The following is a 14,368-nucleotide window of genomic DNA, read 5'->3' as shown; positions in this document are numbered from 1 at the left end:
AATGCGCCATGACCAAGGCCCTGGCTGATATGCGTCGCGACTACACCCGTGATGGCCTGACCGAGGCGCAAGCCCCGGTTGAGCCGTTTGCGCTGTTCCACCAGTGGTTCGCCGATGCGGTGAAAACCGAACAGGCACCGGTGGAAGCGAACGCCATGACCTTGGCCACGGTCGACCCGGACGGTCGGCCGCATTGCCGTATCCTGCTGCTCAAGGGCCTGGACGAAAAAGGCTTCACCTTCTTCACCAACTACGACAGCGCCAAGGGCCAGCACCTGGCGACGAATCCGTTCGGGGCCATGACGTTTTTCTGGCCGACCCTGGAACGCCAGGTCCGGATTGAAGGACGGGTGGTGAAGGTCACGCCTGCAGAGTCCGATGCCTATTATCAGGTTCGTCCGCTAGGCAGCCGCCTGGGCGCCTGGGCATCACCGCAAAGCCGGGTGATCGCTGATCGTGGGGAACTGGAAAAACTGCTCAAGGATACCGAGCAACGTTTCAGCGACACCCAGCCGCACTGCCCTGAACACTGGGGGGGGTACCGCCTGCTGCCGGAGCGCATCGAGTTCTGGCAGGGCCGTTCGAGCCGCCTTCACGACCGCCTCAACTACCGCCTGCAGGGCGCCGACTGGATTCTTGAACGTCTGGCACCCTGAGCAGTCTACCGCTCGAGATAACCTGCCGCAGCGGCCTCCAGCCATTGCGGCAGCTCTCGACGCCTGATCTTCTGCGTCTGGGCAATGGCCAGCTGCTGGAGCATGAACGCTTTTTTCCGTTCGTCATTCCCCGCCAGCGCTAGCGCCAGATCGCGGTCCATCCAGCGTCTGATGCGTATGTACAACCACCCGTGGAAGTACAGACCAGCGACGGTAGTGACGACAATGATAAAGTAATCCATGAAAATCCTCGGCCAGCGGCGCAGATTGCCGAAATTGCCGCTACTGTGTGGTGAATTCGCGCCGGCCCTGTACTGGAACTGAATGAAATCATTTTTATCCGGGCGATGCCGTGACAGGCGTCAAGCTGCGGAGTTTAATGAATACCTGTCCTTTGGAGTTGATGCTATGCGTAAGTCTGTCCTGCTGGTTGCTTCTTTTTCCACGATGGCGATGTTGCTCACTGGTTGCCAATCGAGCCTGACCGGTGACTCGTACTCCCGTGACGAAGCGCGTCGCGTGCAGACGATTCGCATGGGTACCATCGAAGCGCTGCGCCCGGTGAAAATCGAAGGCACCAAAACCCCGATCGGCGGGCTCGCCGGTGCAGCCGTTGGCGGCGTAGGCGGTAGTGCCATTGGTGGCGGTAAAGGCAGCATCGTTGCTGCGGTCATCGGCGCCGTCGCCGGCGGCCTGATCGGCTCGGCCACCGAAGAAGGCCTGACCCGCACCCAGGGCGTGGAAATCACCGTTCGCGAAGACGACGGCAGCATGCGCGCCTACGTGCAACAGGTTCAGGAAAACGAAGTGTTCCGTGTTGGCGAACGTGTGCGTATTGCCACGGTTGATGGCACCAGCCGCGTTTCGCACTAAGCGCAAACGAGTAGTAAACAAAAAACCCGATCAGGTAGCTGGTCGGGGTTTTTTTGTGCAGAGTTACTTAGGTGCTAGCGCGCGTACCAATGAAGTATTCCAGTCCAGCCGGGAAATCGGTTTTGAGTAAATCTGCGATCTGTTGGACCTGATATTGAGTAAGTTCCAGTTCCCCGGGTTCCAGGTCTTCAAGGGGCTTTGATTCGGTCAATTGAGCCAGAGCCTGGTTTACTTTGTAGTCTTTGATAGCTAGTTCGAACTGCAATGTGTCGTCCTGCTTCTCATCTGGGTAAAAACCGGTAATGGAAAGGTAGCGCATGCGGTTTATCTCTTTGGTCACTTTGGAGTCCTTCTTCCCGGCTTAGCGTCCTTTGTTCGCTCTCCCGTCAAATGATTGAATTCGCCTAGATGTATTCCTAATTTATCGTACATCTCGACTGCGCCACTTTTGGAGTCCCACTCATATATCCGTCCTTTGCGGTCGACCCAGCGAGCTCGTCTTTTACCTCCGCCCTGAACTGAAGCTTTCGATTTCACTCGGGTGACGTCAGGGAAAGCTGGAAGTGTTTCCGGGTCATCGTAGTACTTATGATCCCCCGGCATGCTCATTACGATGTAAACCGGCTTCACCAACGACCCCACCGGAAACACAAGAATGAAATCCTTGTACTCAGGCGGATAAACCGGATTCACAATGATGCTGTCAGCCTGTTTCGTCGGCGGATAAACCCAGATGTGCGGCGCCTGCGGAGCAGCTTCCAGTTTGGGAATGCCGAGAATGTCCGAGCCATCGACGGCCGGGGTCCAGATCAGTTCGATGCCGTCGCCAAGATCGGCGACGTATTGGGTGTCGCGCAAAGCGATCTGCACCACATCGACCATTTCCCAATCGCGGTTTTTACCGGTGTAGAAGGCGTAGCCCTTGAGACTGCCGTCAGCCTGTTGTTCGATTTGCAGGCGCATTCGAGTGCGGGCCTGCTTGAGGGCACGTAGTTGGTCTTCGGTATAGAGGGCGCTGTCGCCGAGACTGGGCGTCCAGAACACGGCGACCAGGCCGACCAATACAGCCGTAGTAGCTGCACCTGCTACTACTACAGCGCCTATCGCCGGAGCAACGAGGGTGGGAGCGCGAAGTGCTAGTTGGCCAATGCCAAGTGAAAGGGTAGAGCCGCTGATCGTCTGCAGATTCAGCAGACCACCATTGTCCACCTCCCGAGCGCCGAGCCAGGCGATCTCACCATAGTCCTGCAGGCTGTCGGTGGGCACCATCCCCGAAGGATTGGAGTAGTTGATAACCGCGTCCGGCAACTTGCAGGACTTGGCGAAGACGCATCCGACGTGAACCGGTTTCTGTTCAACCTCGACAACCTGACGCTTGCGCAGGTATTCGTCTTGCCTGGCGATCATGGCCTCGTAGGCGTTTTGCCGAGCCTCGCGCTGGGCCAGTTCGCTGGGCGTCATGAAACGATAGGTGACGTGATGCCCGTCACCTGACGGCGGGTTTCTAACCCGGGGAATGTCCTTGTTGCCAGCCACTGATTGTCCTTGTGTGTTCATCCATCGGCAGCCCTCTGCAAGGGCTGCACGACGTTAACGAACGGGACAAAGCGTGGCTGTAGGACGGGTCTTGAAAGTCGTTAGGAGTTGTCCCTGTTTCTCAGGAGGGCAGGGCAGTGTGCTTACGACTCGCCATCGCCGTCACCGCATAACCCATCAACGCCGCCAGTATCGAACCGGTCAGAATCCCCATCCGGTCCATCCCCGCGTAGTCGCTGACACCCGGCTCAAAGGCCAGGGAACCGACAAACAGGCTCATGGTGAAGCCGATGCCGCAGAGAATCGCGACGCCCACTACCTGACCCCAATTGGCGCCTTGGGGCAGGGCGGCGATGCCGATTTTTACTGCCAGCCAGGTCAGGCCGAACACGCCGACGGTCTTGCCCACCAGCAGACCGACCGCGATGCCCATCGGTACGTCGTGGGTGAAGCTGTCGACGGTGACGCCGCTCAGGGACAGGCCGGCGTTGGCAAAGGCGAACAGCGGCAGGATGCCGTAGGCCACCCATGGATGCAGAGCGTGTTCAAGCGACAGCAACGGCGACGGCTCGGCGTTTTTCGTGCGCAGCGGGATGCAGAAGGCCAGGGTCACACCGGCCAGCGTGGCGTGCACGCCGCTCTTGAGCACGCAGACCCAGAGGATCAGACCAATGATCATGTAAGGCCCGAGCTTGACCACCCCGAGCCGGTTCATGCCGATCAGTGCCGCGATGCAGGCTGCCGCCAGCGCGAGGGACACGGTGGACAATGCGCCGGAATAGAAAATCGCAATGATGATGATTGCGCCCAGGTCGTCGATGATCGCCAGGGTCATCAAGAACAGTTTCAGTGACATCGGAACCCGTTTGCCCAGCAGCGCCAGTACACCCAGCGCAAACGCGATGTCGGTGGCGGTCGGAATTGCCCAGCCGCTCAGGGCCGGCGGGTTGTCGCGGTTGAGGAACCAGTAGATCAGCGCTGGCACGACCATGCCGCCCATTGCCGCCACGCCGGGCAGGACAATCTGTGACGGCCGGGACAGCTGGCCGTCGAGGACTTCGCGCTTCACTTCCAGGCCAATCAGCAGGAAGAACAAGGCCATCAGGCCGTCGTTGATCCACAGCAGCAGCGGCTTGGCGATTTTCAGCGCACCGATCTGGGCCACCACGGGGGTGTCCAGCAGGCCGTTGTAGAGCCACGACAGCGGCGAGTTATTGATGATTAAAGCCAGAACGGCTGCGGCGATCAGTAACAGACCGCTGGCAGCTTCCAACTGAAAGAAACGCGTGAAAGTGCTACGCAGAGGCAAGGGTCGCTCTCCATCGTTGAATTCAAAAGGTGGCACACCCTAACCTGTACCGTTAGTTGTTAAAACAAAAGTTATATTCTTTTTTGTTATATGACGCGATCTGGTACCAAGGACCAGAGCCCAGTTGCCGGATATATTGGAACGCATCTGTATCTGTGCTGAATGCAGGTTTTTTCCTAAGCTTGTTGGCTGAGCCCTGTTTCAAGGCCGACTCCTGCCCGATTCAATGAGAACAACACCATGAGCGACAACCGACAGTGGGCCCGCGAAGCCATCCGGATCATCGAGGCCGACTTCCAGCGCAGCGCCGACACCCACCTGATTCCGTTGCCACTTCCGGGTTTTCCGGGCATTGACTTGTATTTCAAGGACGAGTCCAGCCACCCCACCGGCAGCCTCAAGCACCGACTGGCGCGCTCGCTGTTCCTGTATGCGTTGTGTAATGGCTGGCTCAAGCCCGGGGCGCCGGTCATCGAAGCCTCCAGCGGTTCGACGGCCATTTCCGAGGCGTACTTTGCGCGGATGTTGGGTTTGCCGTTCATTGCCGTGATGCCCGCGACCACCTCTAAAGAGAAGATCGCGCAGATCGCTTTCTACGGTGGCCAAAGCCATTTGGTCGATGATCCGACCCAGATCTATGCCGAGTCCGAGCGCTTGGCGCGGGAGCACGGCGGGCATTTCATTGACCAGTTCACCTACGCCGAGCGCGCGACCGACTGGCGGGCGAACAACAACATCGCCGAATCGATTTTTCATCAGATGCGTTTTGAACAGCACCCGGAGCCGAGCTGGCTGATTTCCAGCCCTGGCACCGGCGGTACCACCGCCACTCTGGGCCGCTATGTTCGCTATCGCCAACATGGCACCCGGGTGCTGTGCGCCGATGCCGAGCGCTCGGTGTTTTTTGATTACTACCAGACCGGCGATGCCAACCTGCGCCTTGACCACGGCTCGCGGATCGAAGGCATTGGCCGGCCACGGGTAGAAGCATCGTTCCTGCCCAAGGTGATCGATGCCATGGTCAAAGTCCCGGACGCACTGTCGCTGGCGGCGATGCATTACCTGGCTGAGCGGTTGGGACGGCATGTGGGCGGGTCGAGCGGCACTAACCTGATCGGCGCGCTGATGGCTGCGCAGCCTATGAAAGCGGCAGGGGAGACGGGGTCGATGGTGGCGATTTTGTGTGACGGCGGCGAGCGTTATGCCACGACCTATTACGATCAGGCCTGGCTCAAGGCGCAAGGGTATGAGTTGAGTGGGTTGATGGAGGCGGTTGCGGCGAGTGTCGAGCGCGGTGAGCCGCTGCCGAACACCGTGCTGCGAGCCAATATCTGACACGCAGAAGACAAGGTGGGAGCGAGCCTGCTCGCGAAAGCGGTAGACCAGTCAACATCTGTGTTGACTGTCACTCCGTCTTCGCGAGCAGGCTCGCTCCCACAGGGCTTTGCATTTAATCCAGGAGATGCAGGTCAGGCTTCGAGGCCCAGGATATCGCGGGCCACCGCTTCCGCAATGCGAATCCCGTCGACACCCGCCGACAGAATCCCGCCCGCGTAGCCCGCGCCTTCACCCGCCGGGAACAAGCCCTTGACGTTCAGGCTCTGCATCGACTCGTTACGGGTGATCCGCAGTGGCGACGAAGTGCGGGTCTCGATCCCGGTCAACACTGCGTCATGCAGCGAGTAACCGCGAATCTGCTTCTCGAAGGCCGGCAGTGCTTCGCGGATCGCTTCGATGGCGAAGGCTGGCAAAGCCAGGGCCAAGTCGCCCAAGGCAACGCCTGGTTTATAGGACGGTTCAACGCTGCCCAGCTCAGTGGACGGCTTGCCCGCAATGAAGTCGCCGACCAGTTGCGCCGGGGCTTCGTAGTTGCTGCCACCGAGCACGAAGGCGTGGGATTCGAGGCGCTCCTGCAGCTCGATACCGGCCAGCGGGCCACCCGGATAATCGACTTCCGGGGTAATGCCGACAACAATCCCGGAGTTGGCGTTGCGTTCGTTACGCGAGTACTGGCTCATGCCGTTGGTGACCACGCGATTCGGCTCGGAGGTCGCGGCTACCACGGTACCGCCCGGGCACATGCAGAAGCTGTAGACCGAACGGCCGTTCTTGGCGTGGTGCACCAGTTTGTAGTCGGCGGCACCGAGTTTCGGGTGGCCGGCGTACTTGCCCAGGCGTGCGCGGTCGATCAGCGACTGCGGGTGCTCGATACGGAAACCCACCGAGAACGGTTTGGCTTCCATGTATACACCACGACCGTGGAGCATGCGGAAGGTGTCACGGGCACTGTGGCCGAGGGCGAGGATCACGTGTCTGGAGTGGATCTGCTCGCCGCCATCGAGTTCGACACCGACCAGTTGCCCGTCTTCGATCAGCACGTCGGTGACCCGCTGCTGGAAGCGAACTTCGCCGCCCAGAGCGCGAATCTGTTCACGCATGTTTTCCACGACACCGGTCAGACGGAACGTACCGATGTGCGGTTTGCTGACGTAGAGGATTTCTTCCGGGGCACCGGCCTTGACGAATTCGTGCAGGACTTTGCGGCCAAGGAATTTCGGGTCCTTGATCTGGCTGTAGAGCTTGCCGTCGGAGAATGTCCCCGCGCCGCCCTCGCCGAACTGCACGTTGGATTCCGGGTTGAGTACGCTTTTACGCCACAGGCCCCAGGTGTCTTTGGTGCGCTGGCGTACTTCGGTGCCGCGCTCGAGGATGATCGGCTTGAAGCCCATTTGCGCGAGCAGCAGCCCGGCGAAAATCCCGCACGGACCGAAGCCGACGACGACCGGGCGTGCACTCAGGTCGGCCGGCGCCTGGCCAACTTCTTTGTAGCTGACATCCGGTGCCACGTTGACGTTACGGTCATCGGCGAACGTGTGCAGCACCGCCGCCTCATCGCGAACGTTGAGGTCGATGGTGTAGATGAAGCACAGTTCGGAGGATTTTTTGCGCGCATCGTAGCTGCGCTTGAACAAGGTGAAATCGAGCAAATCATCGCTGGCGATGCCCAGGCGCTGCACGATGGCAGGGCGCAGGTCTTCTTCGGGATGGTCGATCGGCAACTTGAGTTCAGTGATTCGTAACATGGCGGGATCCGGTTCGCGGGGCGCACAACTGCGCCAGGGCGTTTGAAGCCGGCGATTATAAGCTTCAAAGGCCCGGTTCCGTGAGGCTTAAACGATCAGTCGTCGCGCGAGCCGCCGAAATACCCGCAACCGCGCTGCACCTGACCATCGATGCGCAGTTCGGCGCTCATGTGCTGGATGCTGCCGCTGCTGCTGTCGACGCAGCGTTGCGGCGCGACCCACAGTTCGATGTGCTGGTTGTTGGCGTCGGTGCTGAGGTTGAAGCGGCCATCGCCCAGTTGTTCTTCGACGTAGGGTACGGCCAATGGCGGCTGGCCGGCGCGGTCGATGACCATGCCTTTGCCGCTGACCTTCACGCTCCACTCGGGCGCATGGCCGGCGGCGCGCAGAATCAGCAGTTTGAAATTGGGATCGTCACACGCAGTGCCGGAACGTTCGACGCGGTAGAGCGTTTCCAGATCGAGCTGACCGTCGCCATTGCCGGCAACGACTCGCCCACGCACATCGGCGAACAACTTGCCCTGCGCATCGGCCAGACTCGCGGCCTGTTGCAGCACGCTGGTGCCGCCCGTGTCGTTGACCACATAACGACGGGTGTCGCCGCACGGCTGGAACCACAGCTTGCCATCCGCTGCCGTTAACTGGCCTTGCATGCGGGTCTGGCCGACGTGGGAAGCATTTTCACGCGGGCCATCGAACAACTGGCAAGCGGCGAACAGCGGAAGCAGGGCAACAAGGACTAAGGAACGGGCAACACGCATCTTGGGGTCTCCTGACAAGTGACGCCACGTTACTCAGCCTGACCGTTCATCACAACCCATGTCTGGCAATTGTCAGGGGCTTGAACCCGGCGCAGGTAATATTTGGCTTTACTTCAGCCACGGGTAGTTTCATGCCCTGGTGTTTAATCGGTCGGCCATCTATTTACGGGAGATGTTATGAAGGGATTGACCAAGGCGATACTGGTGACGTTAGGGATGATGGGGGGACTGCAATGCCTGGCGGCCGAAATTGCTTTTTCATCCGCGACGGATTTCAGGGAGATCAGCCTGAACCTCAAGCGGGCAGATGATCCCATCCCGCCCGCTATCAACCTGCAAGTTACGCTCAGCCCGGATGCGCAACGCCGCATGGCGCAGTTGACGCGGGAGAACCTGTATCAGCCTTTGACGCTGTTCATCAACGGGGTGCATGTGTCGACTTCGACGATTCAAGCAGCGGTCGAAGGCCCCGCGCTGATGATCGCATTACCGCCTGAAACAGCGCGCCATCTGCTGCCGACGTTAGTGGAGCCATAAGGCACTGCAAGGTGGCGCGAGGCCCGCGCCGCACATTGAACATGTTCAGCCTACGTGAAAGGTCTGCCCCGTCTGCAAGCCTTCGACACTTTTGGCGTAGGCCAACGCCACATCCACTGCGGGAACCGGTTTGAAACCGCGGAAGTACGGCGCGTATTTGCCCATGGCTTCGACCAGAACGTTCGGACTGATCGAGTTCACCCGCAGCCCGCGTGGCAGCTCGATGGCGGCAGCGCGGACGAAGCTGTCCAGCGCACCATTGACCAGTGCCGCCGAAGCGCCGCTGTAAATCGGGTCATGGCTGAGCACGCCAGTGGTGAAGGTGAACGAGGCGCCGTCGTTGGCGAACTCACGGCCAATCAGCAGCAGGTTGACCTGGCCCATCAGCTTGTCTTTCAGGCCAAGGGCAAAACTTGCGTCTGTCATTTCTGCCAGTGGCGCGAAGGTCACGTTGCCGGCGGCGCAGATCAGCGCATCGAATTTGCCGGTCCGCTCGAACAGTTTGCGAATCGAGGTGCTGTCACTGATATCCACTTGAAAATCACCGCTGCTGCGACCAATGCGGACGATCTCGTGGCGCTGGGACAGTTCCTTGTCGACTGCCGAACCGATGGTGCCGCCTGCGCCGATCAAAAGAATTTTCATGGGTAGTGATCCTCATGTGGGTTGAATGAGGCTTGAGTTTAGAGTGGTTTTTTCTGCTGATAAGCGTGCTAATAGGCAACCTTTGGTTTTCAGATGGAAACAATCCATGAGCGAAATGGATGATCTGGCGGCGTTCGCGGTACTGATCGAAGCGGGCAGTTTTACCTTGGCCGCGCAGCAACTCGGTTGCAGCAAGGGGCAATTGTCCAAGCGCATCAGTCAACTGGAGACGCAGTTTTCCGTGGTCCTGTTGCAACGCACTACGCGGCGCTTGAGCCTGACAGCGGCGGGCGCTGCGTTACTGCCGCAGGCGCAAGCCTTGGTGGTTCAGGTGGAAAGGGCGCGTCAGGCGTTGGCGCGGTTGAAGGACGACATGGCCGGTCCGGTGCGGATGACGGTTCCGGTTTCGCTGGGCGAAACCTTCTTCGATGGTTTGTTGCTGGAGTTCTCGAGCCAATACCCCGAAGTGCAGATCGAACTGGACCTGAGCAACCAGTATCGCGATTTGTCCCGTGACGGATTTGACCTGGCGGTTCGCTCTGACGTGGCCAATGATGAACGCCTGGTCGCTCGGCCGTTGCTGGCGTGGCACGAAATGACCTGCGCCAGCCCTGCTTATCTGGAACAGTTCGGCGAGCCACAGACGCCCCAAGCATTGGCCGAACATCGCTGCCTGCTCAATAGTCACTACAGCGGTCGCGAAGAATGGCTGTATCACCAGCAGCACGAGTTGCTGCGAGTGCGGGTGTCGGGACCGTTCGCCAGCAATCACTACAACCTGCTGAAGAAAGCCGCACTGGCCGGTGCTGGCATTGCCCGTCTGCCGTCCTACTTGCTACCGGCGGAATTGGCTGACGGTCGTTTACGCGGGCTCCTGCGTGATTATCAGACCCGGAGCATGCCGATGTACCTGGTGCACCCGTACCAGGGTGGGTTGCCCAAGCGTACGCAGGTATTGGCGGATTATTTGATTGGCTGGTTCAAGCGCAGTGGGGAGGTGCTGGACAGGCTATAGACCCTTGTAGGAGCCGGCTTGCTGGCGATGGCGTTGTAACATTCAAAAGAAATGTTGACTGATAGACCGCTATCGCCAGCAAGCCGGCTCCTACAGGGGTGTTCATTTGATTTCGGGATTGTGTGCGGGTACAAAAAAACGGCCCGCGAGGGCCGTTTCTTCTTTACCGCAAAGCCTTAGCCGCCGAGGTACGCTTCGCGCACTTTCGGGTCGGTCAGCAGGGATTCACCGGTGCCTTGCATCACTACCCGGCCGTTCTCCAGAACGTAGGCACGGTCAGCGATTTTCAGCGCCTGGTTGGCGTTCTGCTCCACCAGGAACACCGTCACACCGTCCTTGCGCAGCTGTTCGATGATGTCGAAGATCTGCTGGATGATGATCGGTGCCAGGCCCAGCGATGGCTCGTCGAGCAGCAGCAGCTTGGGCTTGCTCATCAGCGCACGGCCGATGGCGAGCATTTGCTGTTCGCCGCCGGACATGGTGCCGCCGCGCTGGCTGAAGCGTTCTTTGAGGCGCGGGAAAAGTCCGAGGACCTTGTCCATCTGTTCCTGATAGTCGCCCTTCGCCGTGAAGAATCCGCCCATGGACAGGTTCTCTTCAACGGTCAGGCGGGAAAACACCCGACGACCTTCCGGCACCACGGCGATGCTCTTGCGCATGATCTGCGAAGAGTCCTGGCCGACCAGTTCCTCACCCATGTAGCGGATGCTGCCGCTGTGGGCGCGCGGCGAACCGCACAGGGTCATCAACAGCGTGGACTTGCCGGCACCGTTGGCGCCGATCAGGGTCACGATCTCGCCCTGACGGACTTCGACGTTGACGCTGTGCAGCGCCTGGATCTTGCCGTAGAAGGTGGAAACGTTTTCGAACTGCAGCATTTACGCTTCCCCCAGGTAGGCTTTGATCACTTCAGGATTGTCGCGGATCTGTTCCGGCGTACCGTCGGCCAGAGGCGTGCCCTGGTTGATCACGACGATGTGGTCGGAAATGCTCATGACCAGTTTCATGTCGTGTTCGATCAGCAGCACGGTGACGTTGTGCTCTTCACGCAGCACGCTGATCAGCGCCTTGAGGTCTTCGGTTTCCTTCGGGTTCAGGCCGGCGGCCGGTTCGTCGAGCATGAGGATCCGCGGGCGGGTCATCATGCAACGGGCGATTTCCAGGCGACGTTGCTGACCGTAGGCCAGGGTGCCGGCCGGACGGTTGGCGAACTCTTTCAGGTTGACCTTTTCCAGCCAGTACTCGGCAAAGTCCATGGCATCGCGCTCGCTCTTGCGAAACGCCGGGGTCTTGAACAGGCCGGACAGGAAGTTGGTATTCAGGTGACGGTGCTGGGCGATCAAGAGGTTCTCGACCGCGGTCATGTCCTTGAACAACCGCACGTTCTGGAAGGTGCGCACCACGCCTTTGAGGGCGATCTTGTGGCCCGGCAGGCCTTCGATTGGCTCGCCGTCCAGCAGGATGCTGCCGCCGCTCGGCTTGTAGAAACCGGTCAGGCAGTTGAACACCGTGGTCTTGCCGGCGCCGTTCGGGCCGATCAACGCCACCACTTGTTTCTCTTTCACGCTCAAGGCAACGCCGTTGACCGCCAGCAAGCCGCCGAAGCGCATGCTCAGGTTTTCTACTTTAAGGATCTCGCGGCTCATTTGCGCAGCTCCATGTGAGGACGTTGCATGGGCAGCAGACCCTGAGGGCGCCAGATCATCATCAGTACCATCAAGGCACCGAACATCAACATGCGGTACTCACTGAACTCTCGCATCATTTCCGGCAGCAGGATCATCACCACGGCAGCGAGGATCACACCCAGCTGCGAGCCCATGCCACCCAGCACCACGATGGCGAGGATGATCGCCGACTCGATGAAGGTGAAGGACTCCGGTGTCACCAGGCCCTGACGGGCAGCGAAGAAGCTGCCGGCAAAACCGGCGAATGCCGCGCCGAGGGTAAATGCCGAAAGCTTGATGATGGTCGGGTTCAGGCCCAGCGCTCGGCAAGCGATTTCATCTTCACGCAACGCTTCCCAGGCACGGCCCAGAGGCATGCGCAGCAAACGGTTGATGACGAACAGCGCAGCCAGTGCCAGGAACAAGGCAACGAGGTAAAGGAAAATCACCTTGTTGATCGAGTTGTAGGCCAGGCCGAAGTACTCGTGGAAGGTTTGCATGCCTTCCGCGGCTTTGCGTTCGAAGGTCAGGCCGAAGAACGTTGGTTTCTCGATGTTGCTGATGCCGTTCGGGCCGCCGGTGATATCGGTCAGGTTACGCAGGAACAGACGGATGATTTCACCGAAGCCCAGGGTCACGATCGCCAGGTAGTCACCGCGCAGACGCAACACCGGGAAGCCCAGCAGGAAGCCGAAGGTGGCCGCCATCAGGCCGGCGATTGGCAGGCAGATCCAGAAGCTCAGACCGAAGTAGTGCGACAGCAGCGCGTAGCTGTAGGCGCCGACGGCGTAGAAGCCGACATAACCGAGGTCGAGCAAACCCGCCAGACCGACCACGATGTTCAGGCCAAGGCCGAGCATCACGTAGATCAGCACCAGCGTGGCGATATCCACCGCACCGCGGGAGCCGAAGAACGGCCAGACCAGTGCACCGGCAATCAGCGCAATGATGATCCAGCGCTGGGTGGTCGGCAGGGTCAGGAAGTTGCTGGCCTTGGCCGGAATCAGCGGCATGTTGGGCGAAGAACGCCAGGCCGAACTGATCTGCTGGTCGAACAGTACACGCAGGAACATCAGCACCGAACACACGGCGATGGTGATCAGGGTCGCGGTGCTGGTGCCATGAACTTCGAGGTTGATGCCGACGATGGTCAGCTTCAGACCGAGTACCGGGTAGGCCACGGCCCACACCAGCAAGGCGCTGAACAACGCCTGTTTAAGATTCCTAGTCATACCTTCTCAACCTCCGGACGGCCCAGCAGGCCGGTTGGCCGGAACAACAGCACCAGAACCAGCAGGCCGAACGCCACGACGTCCTTGTACTGGTCGCCGAAGATATCGGCACCAAAGGCTTCCGCCACACCCAATACGAGCCCACCGAGCATGGCGCCCGGAATGCTGCCGATACCGCCCAGTACCGCTGCGGTGAAGGCCTTGAGACCGACCAGGAAACCGGCGTTCGGGTTGATCACGCCGTATTGCATGCTCAGCAGAACGGCCGCGATGGCCGCCAGCGCAGCACCGATGACGAAGGTCAGGGCGATGATGTTGTTGGTGTTGATACCCAGCAGGTTGGCCATCTTGATGTCTTCGGCGCAGGCGCGGCAGGCGCGGCCCAGGCGAGAGCGGGAGATGAACAGCGTCAGGCCGAGCATGGCGACCAGGGTCACCACGAACACCACGATTTGCATGTAGGAAATCAGCACTTCATGTGCGCCACCTGGCCCAAAGGTAAAGTTGCCCGGGATCAGGTTGGGGATGGATTTGTCCTTGGAGTCTTGCGCCAGCAGAACGGTGTTCTGCAGGAAGATCGACATACCGATGGCGGAAATCAGCGGGATCAGACGGTTGCTGCCGCGCAAGGGGCGGTAGGCGATCCGTTCGATGCTGTAACCGTAGGCACTGGTCACCACGATAGTGGCGATGAAAGCGGCGGTCATCAACAGCGGAACACTGTCGAGTCCCATCATGGCCAGCCCGGCGATGGCGATGAACGCCACGTAGGAACCGATCATGTACACCTCGCCGTGGGCGAAGTTGATCATTCCAATGATGCCGTAAACCATCGTATAGCCGATGGCGATCAGGGCATACGTGCTGCCAATGGTCAGGCCATTAACCAGCTGTTGGAAGAAGTGATAGATGTCAGGCATTACAGCGCTCCTAAAAACCTGATACGCATTTCACTGGTGGAGTCATTTTCCCGCCCGAGCCCCGTGGATCTGCATCCACTTCGAATTCGGGGTTTGCCAGCGAACCGCTGATGACGGTTTTGAGATTTTCAGGT

16 protein-coding genes are annotated in these 14,368 nt (G+C 59.6%); 5 read left to right on the top strand and 11 right to left on the bottom strand.

Going from position 1 to position 14,368, the window contains the following annotated elements:
• Positions 1–8: 8 nt before the first annotated feature.
• On the top strand, positions 9–656 hold the full coding sequence (pdxH, locus tag M5G20_RS24280) for a pyridoxamine 5'-phosphate oxidase (protein WP_273921237.1): 648 nt from the start codon (positions 9–11) through the stop codon (positions 654–656).
• Between the two features lie 5 nt (positions 657–661).
• Here the strand turns inward: pdxH and M5G20_RS24275 are convergent, their stop codons facing one another.
• Positions 662–898, bottom strand: coding sequence for a hypothetical protein (locus tag M5G20_RS24275; RefSeq protein WP_273921236.1), 237 nt, complete (start codon positions 896–898; stop codon positions 662–664).
• 166 nt (positions 899–1,064) lie between these two features.
• On the opposite strand from M5G20_RS24275, the gene M5G20_RS24270 reads away from it, so the two are divergent.
• Positions 1,065–1,529, top strand: coding sequence for a glycine zipper 2TM domain-containing protein (locus tag M5G20_RS24270; protein WP_075946830.1), 465 nt, complete (start codon positions 1,065–1,067; stop codon positions 1,527–1,529).
• A 67-nt stretch (positions 1,530–1,596) separates the two neighbouring features.
• On the opposite strand, the gene M5G20_RS24265 is transcribed toward M5G20_RS24270, so the two are convergent.
• The 3 genes from M5G20_RS24265 to nhaA form a co-directional block, all read right to left on the bottom strand.
• Positions 1,597–1,869: a pyocin S6 family toxin immunity protein gene (locus tag M5G20_RS24265; RefSeq protein WP_337994303.1), complete on the bottom strand. Its 273-nt coding sequence runs from the start codon at positions 1,867–1,869 to the stop codon at positions 1,597–1,599.
• Positions 1,866–3,065, bottom strand: a complete 1,200-nt coding sequence (locus M5G20_RS24260; protein WP_273921372.1) for a colicin E3/pyocin S6 family cytotoxin — start codon at positions 3,063–3,065, stop codon at positions 1,866–1,868. Before M5G20_RS24260 ends, M5G20_RS24265 begins: the two co-directional genes overlap by 4 nt.
• Positions 3,066–3,186: 121 nt before the next feature.
• Complete coding sequence (nhaA, locus tag M5G20_RS24255; RefSeq protein WP_273921235.1) at positions 3,187–4,374, bottom strand: Na+/H+ antiporter NhaA; 1,188 nt, start codon at positions 4,372–4,374, stop codon at positions 3,187–3,189.
• A 240-nt stretch (positions 4,375–4,614) separates the two neighbouring features.
• Between nhaA and M5G20_RS24250 the strand changes: the two genes are divergently transcribed.
• Positions 4,615–5,709 carry a PLP-dependent cysteine synthase family protein gene (locus tag M5G20_RS24250; RefSeq protein ID WP_273921234.1) on the top strand — a complete coding sequence of 365 codons (1,095 nt, stop codon included), beginning with the start codon at positions 4,615–4,617 and terminating at the stop codon, positions 5,707–5,709.
• A 134-nt stretch (positions 5,710–5,843) separates the two neighbouring features.
• Here the strand turns inward: M5G20_RS24250 and M5G20_RS24245 are convergent, their stop codons facing one another.
• Positions 5,844–7,457, bottom strand: a complete 1,614-nt coding sequence (locus M5G20_RS24245) for an NAD(P)/FAD-dependent oxidoreductase (RefSeq protein ID WP_273921233.1) — start codon at positions 7,455–7,457, stop codon at positions 5,844–5,846.
• Between the two features lie 95 nt (positions 7,458–7,552).
• Positions 7,553–8,218: a COG3650 family protein gene (locus M5G20_RS24240; protein ID WP_273921232.1), complete on the bottom strand. Its 666-nt coding sequence runs from the start codon at positions 8,216–8,218 to the stop codon at positions 7,553–7,555.
• A gap of 177 nt (positions 8,219–8,395) precedes the next feature.
• Here M5G20_RS24240 and M5G20_RS24235 point away from each other — a divergent pair, with 177 nt between their 5' ends.
• The gene (locus tag M5G20_RS24235; protein WP_273921231.1) at positions 8,396–8,755 is read left to right on the top strand and encodes a hypothetical protein; all 360 of its coding nucleotides are present in this window, start codon (positions 8,396–8,398) and stop codon (positions 8,753–8,755) included.
• A 45-nt stretch (positions 8,756–8,800) separates the two neighbouring features.
• On the opposite strand, the gene M5G20_RS24230 is transcribed toward M5G20_RS24235, so the two are convergent.
• Positions 8,801–9,400 (bottom strand): short chain dehydrogenase, encoded by a 600-nt coding sequence (locus M5G20_RS24230; RefSeq protein WP_273921230.1) that lies wholly within the window; start codon positions 9,398–9,400, stop codon positions 8,801–8,803.
• A gap of 106 nt (positions 9,401–9,506) precedes the next feature.
• Here M5G20_RS24230 and M5G20_RS24225 point away from each other — a divergent pair, with 106 nt between their 5' ends.
• Entirely contained in the window at positions 9,507–10,415 is a 909-nt protein-coding gene (locus M5G20_RS24225) for a LysR family transcriptional regulator (RefSeq protein ID WP_273921228.1), read from the top strand.
• A gap of 176 nt (positions 10,416–10,591) precedes the next feature.
• Here M5G20_RS24225 and M5G20_RS24220 read toward each other — a convergent pair whose 3' ends face one another.
• The 4 genes from M5G20_RS24220 to livH are packed head-to-tail and all read right to left on the bottom strand — an operon-like array spanning position 10,592 to position 14,234.
• Complete coding sequence (locus M5G20_RS24220; RefSeq protein ID WP_075946837.1) at positions 10,592–11,293, bottom strand: ABC transporter ATP-binding protein; 702 nt, start codon at positions 11,291–11,293, stop codon at positions 10,592–10,594.
• Entirely contained in the window at positions 11,294–12,061 is a 768-nt protein-coding gene (gene livG, locus M5G20_RS24215) for a high-affinity branched-chain amino acid ABC transporter ATP-binding protein LivG (RefSeq protein WP_273921227.1), read from the bottom strand.
• A complete protein-coding gene (locus M5G20_RS24210) occupies positions 12,058–13,314 on the bottom strand; it encodes a high-affinity branched-chain amino acid ABC transporter permease LivM (RefSeq protein ID WP_150732164.1) in 1,257 nt (418 codons plus the stop codon). Before M5G20_RS24210 ends, livG begins: the two co-directional genes overlap by 4 nt.
• Positions 13,311–14,234, bottom strand: a complete 924-nt coding sequence (gene livH, locus M5G20_RS24205) for a high-affinity branched-chain amino acid ABC transporter permease LivH (RefSeq protein ID WP_060541117.1) — start codon at positions 14,232–14,234, stop codon at positions 13,311–13,313. Before livH ends, M5G20_RS24210 begins: the two co-directional genes overlap by 4 nt.
• Positions 14,235–14,368 lie beyond the last annotated feature (134 nt).

The organism is Pseudomonas sp. TNT2022 ID1044 (assembly GCF_028656895.1).
GTDB classification, from domain to species: Bacteria; Pseudomonadota; Gammaproteobacteria; order Pseudomonadales; family Pseudomonadaceae; genus Aquipseudomonas; species Aquipseudomonas reinekei.
This window is presented reverse-complemented; position numbering and strand designations above follow the sequence as displayed.

Bases quoted from the DNA above. Each gene is read 5' to 3' on its own strand.
- M5G20_RS24245 (WP_273921233.1), bottom strand. From the start codon at position 7,457: ATGTTACGAATCACTGAACTCAAGTTGCCGATCGACCATCCCGAAGAA.
- M5G20_RS24235 (WP_273921231.1), top strand. From the start codon at position 8,396: ATGAAGGGATTGACCAAGGCGATACTGGTGACGTTAGGGATGATGGGG.
- M5G20_RS24230 (WP_273921230.1), bottom strand. From the start codon at position 9,400: ATGAAAATTCTTTTGATCGGCGCAGGCGGCACCATCGGTTCGGCAGTC.
- livH (WP_060541117.1), bottom strand. From the start codon at position 14,234: ATGCCTGACATCTATCACTTCTTCCAACAGCTGGTTAATGGCCTGACC.
- M5G20_RS24225 (WP_273921228.1), top strand. From the start codon at position 9,507: ATGAGCGAAATGGATGATCTGGCGGCGTTCGCGGTACTGATCGAAGCG.
- M5G20_RS24240 (WP_273921232.1), bottom strand. From the start codon at position 8,218: ATGCGTGTTGCCCGTTCCTTAGTCCTTGTTGCCCTGCTTCCGCTGTTC.
- M5G20_RS24210 (WP_150732164.1), bottom strand. From the start codon at position 13,314: ATGACTAGGAATCTTAAACAGGCGTTGTTCAGCGCCTTGCTGGTGTGG.
- M5G20_RS24250 (WP_273921234.1), top strand. From the start codon at position 4,615: ATGAGCGACAACCGACAGTGGGCCCGCGAAGCCATCCGGATCATCGAG.
- M5G20_RS24275 (WP_273921236.1), bottom strand. From the start codon at position 898: ATGGATTACTTTATCATTGTCGTCACTACCGTCGCTGGTCTGTACTTC.
- livG (WP_273921227.1), bottom strand. From the start codon at position 12,061: ATGAGCCGCGAGATCCTTAAAGTAGAAAACCTGAGCATGCGCTTCGGC.
- M5G20_RS24220 (WP_075946837.1), bottom strand. From the start codon at position 11,293: ATGCTGCAGTTCGAAAACGTTTCCACCTTCTACGGCAAGATCCAGGCG.
- M5G20_RS24270 (WP_075946830.1), top strand. From the start codon at position 1,065: ATGCGTAAGTCTGTCCTGCTGGTTGCTTCTTTTTCCACGATGGCGATG.
- pdxH (WP_273921237.1), top strand. From the start codon at position 9: ATGACCAAGGCCCTGGCTGATATGCGTCGCGACTACACCCGTGATGGC.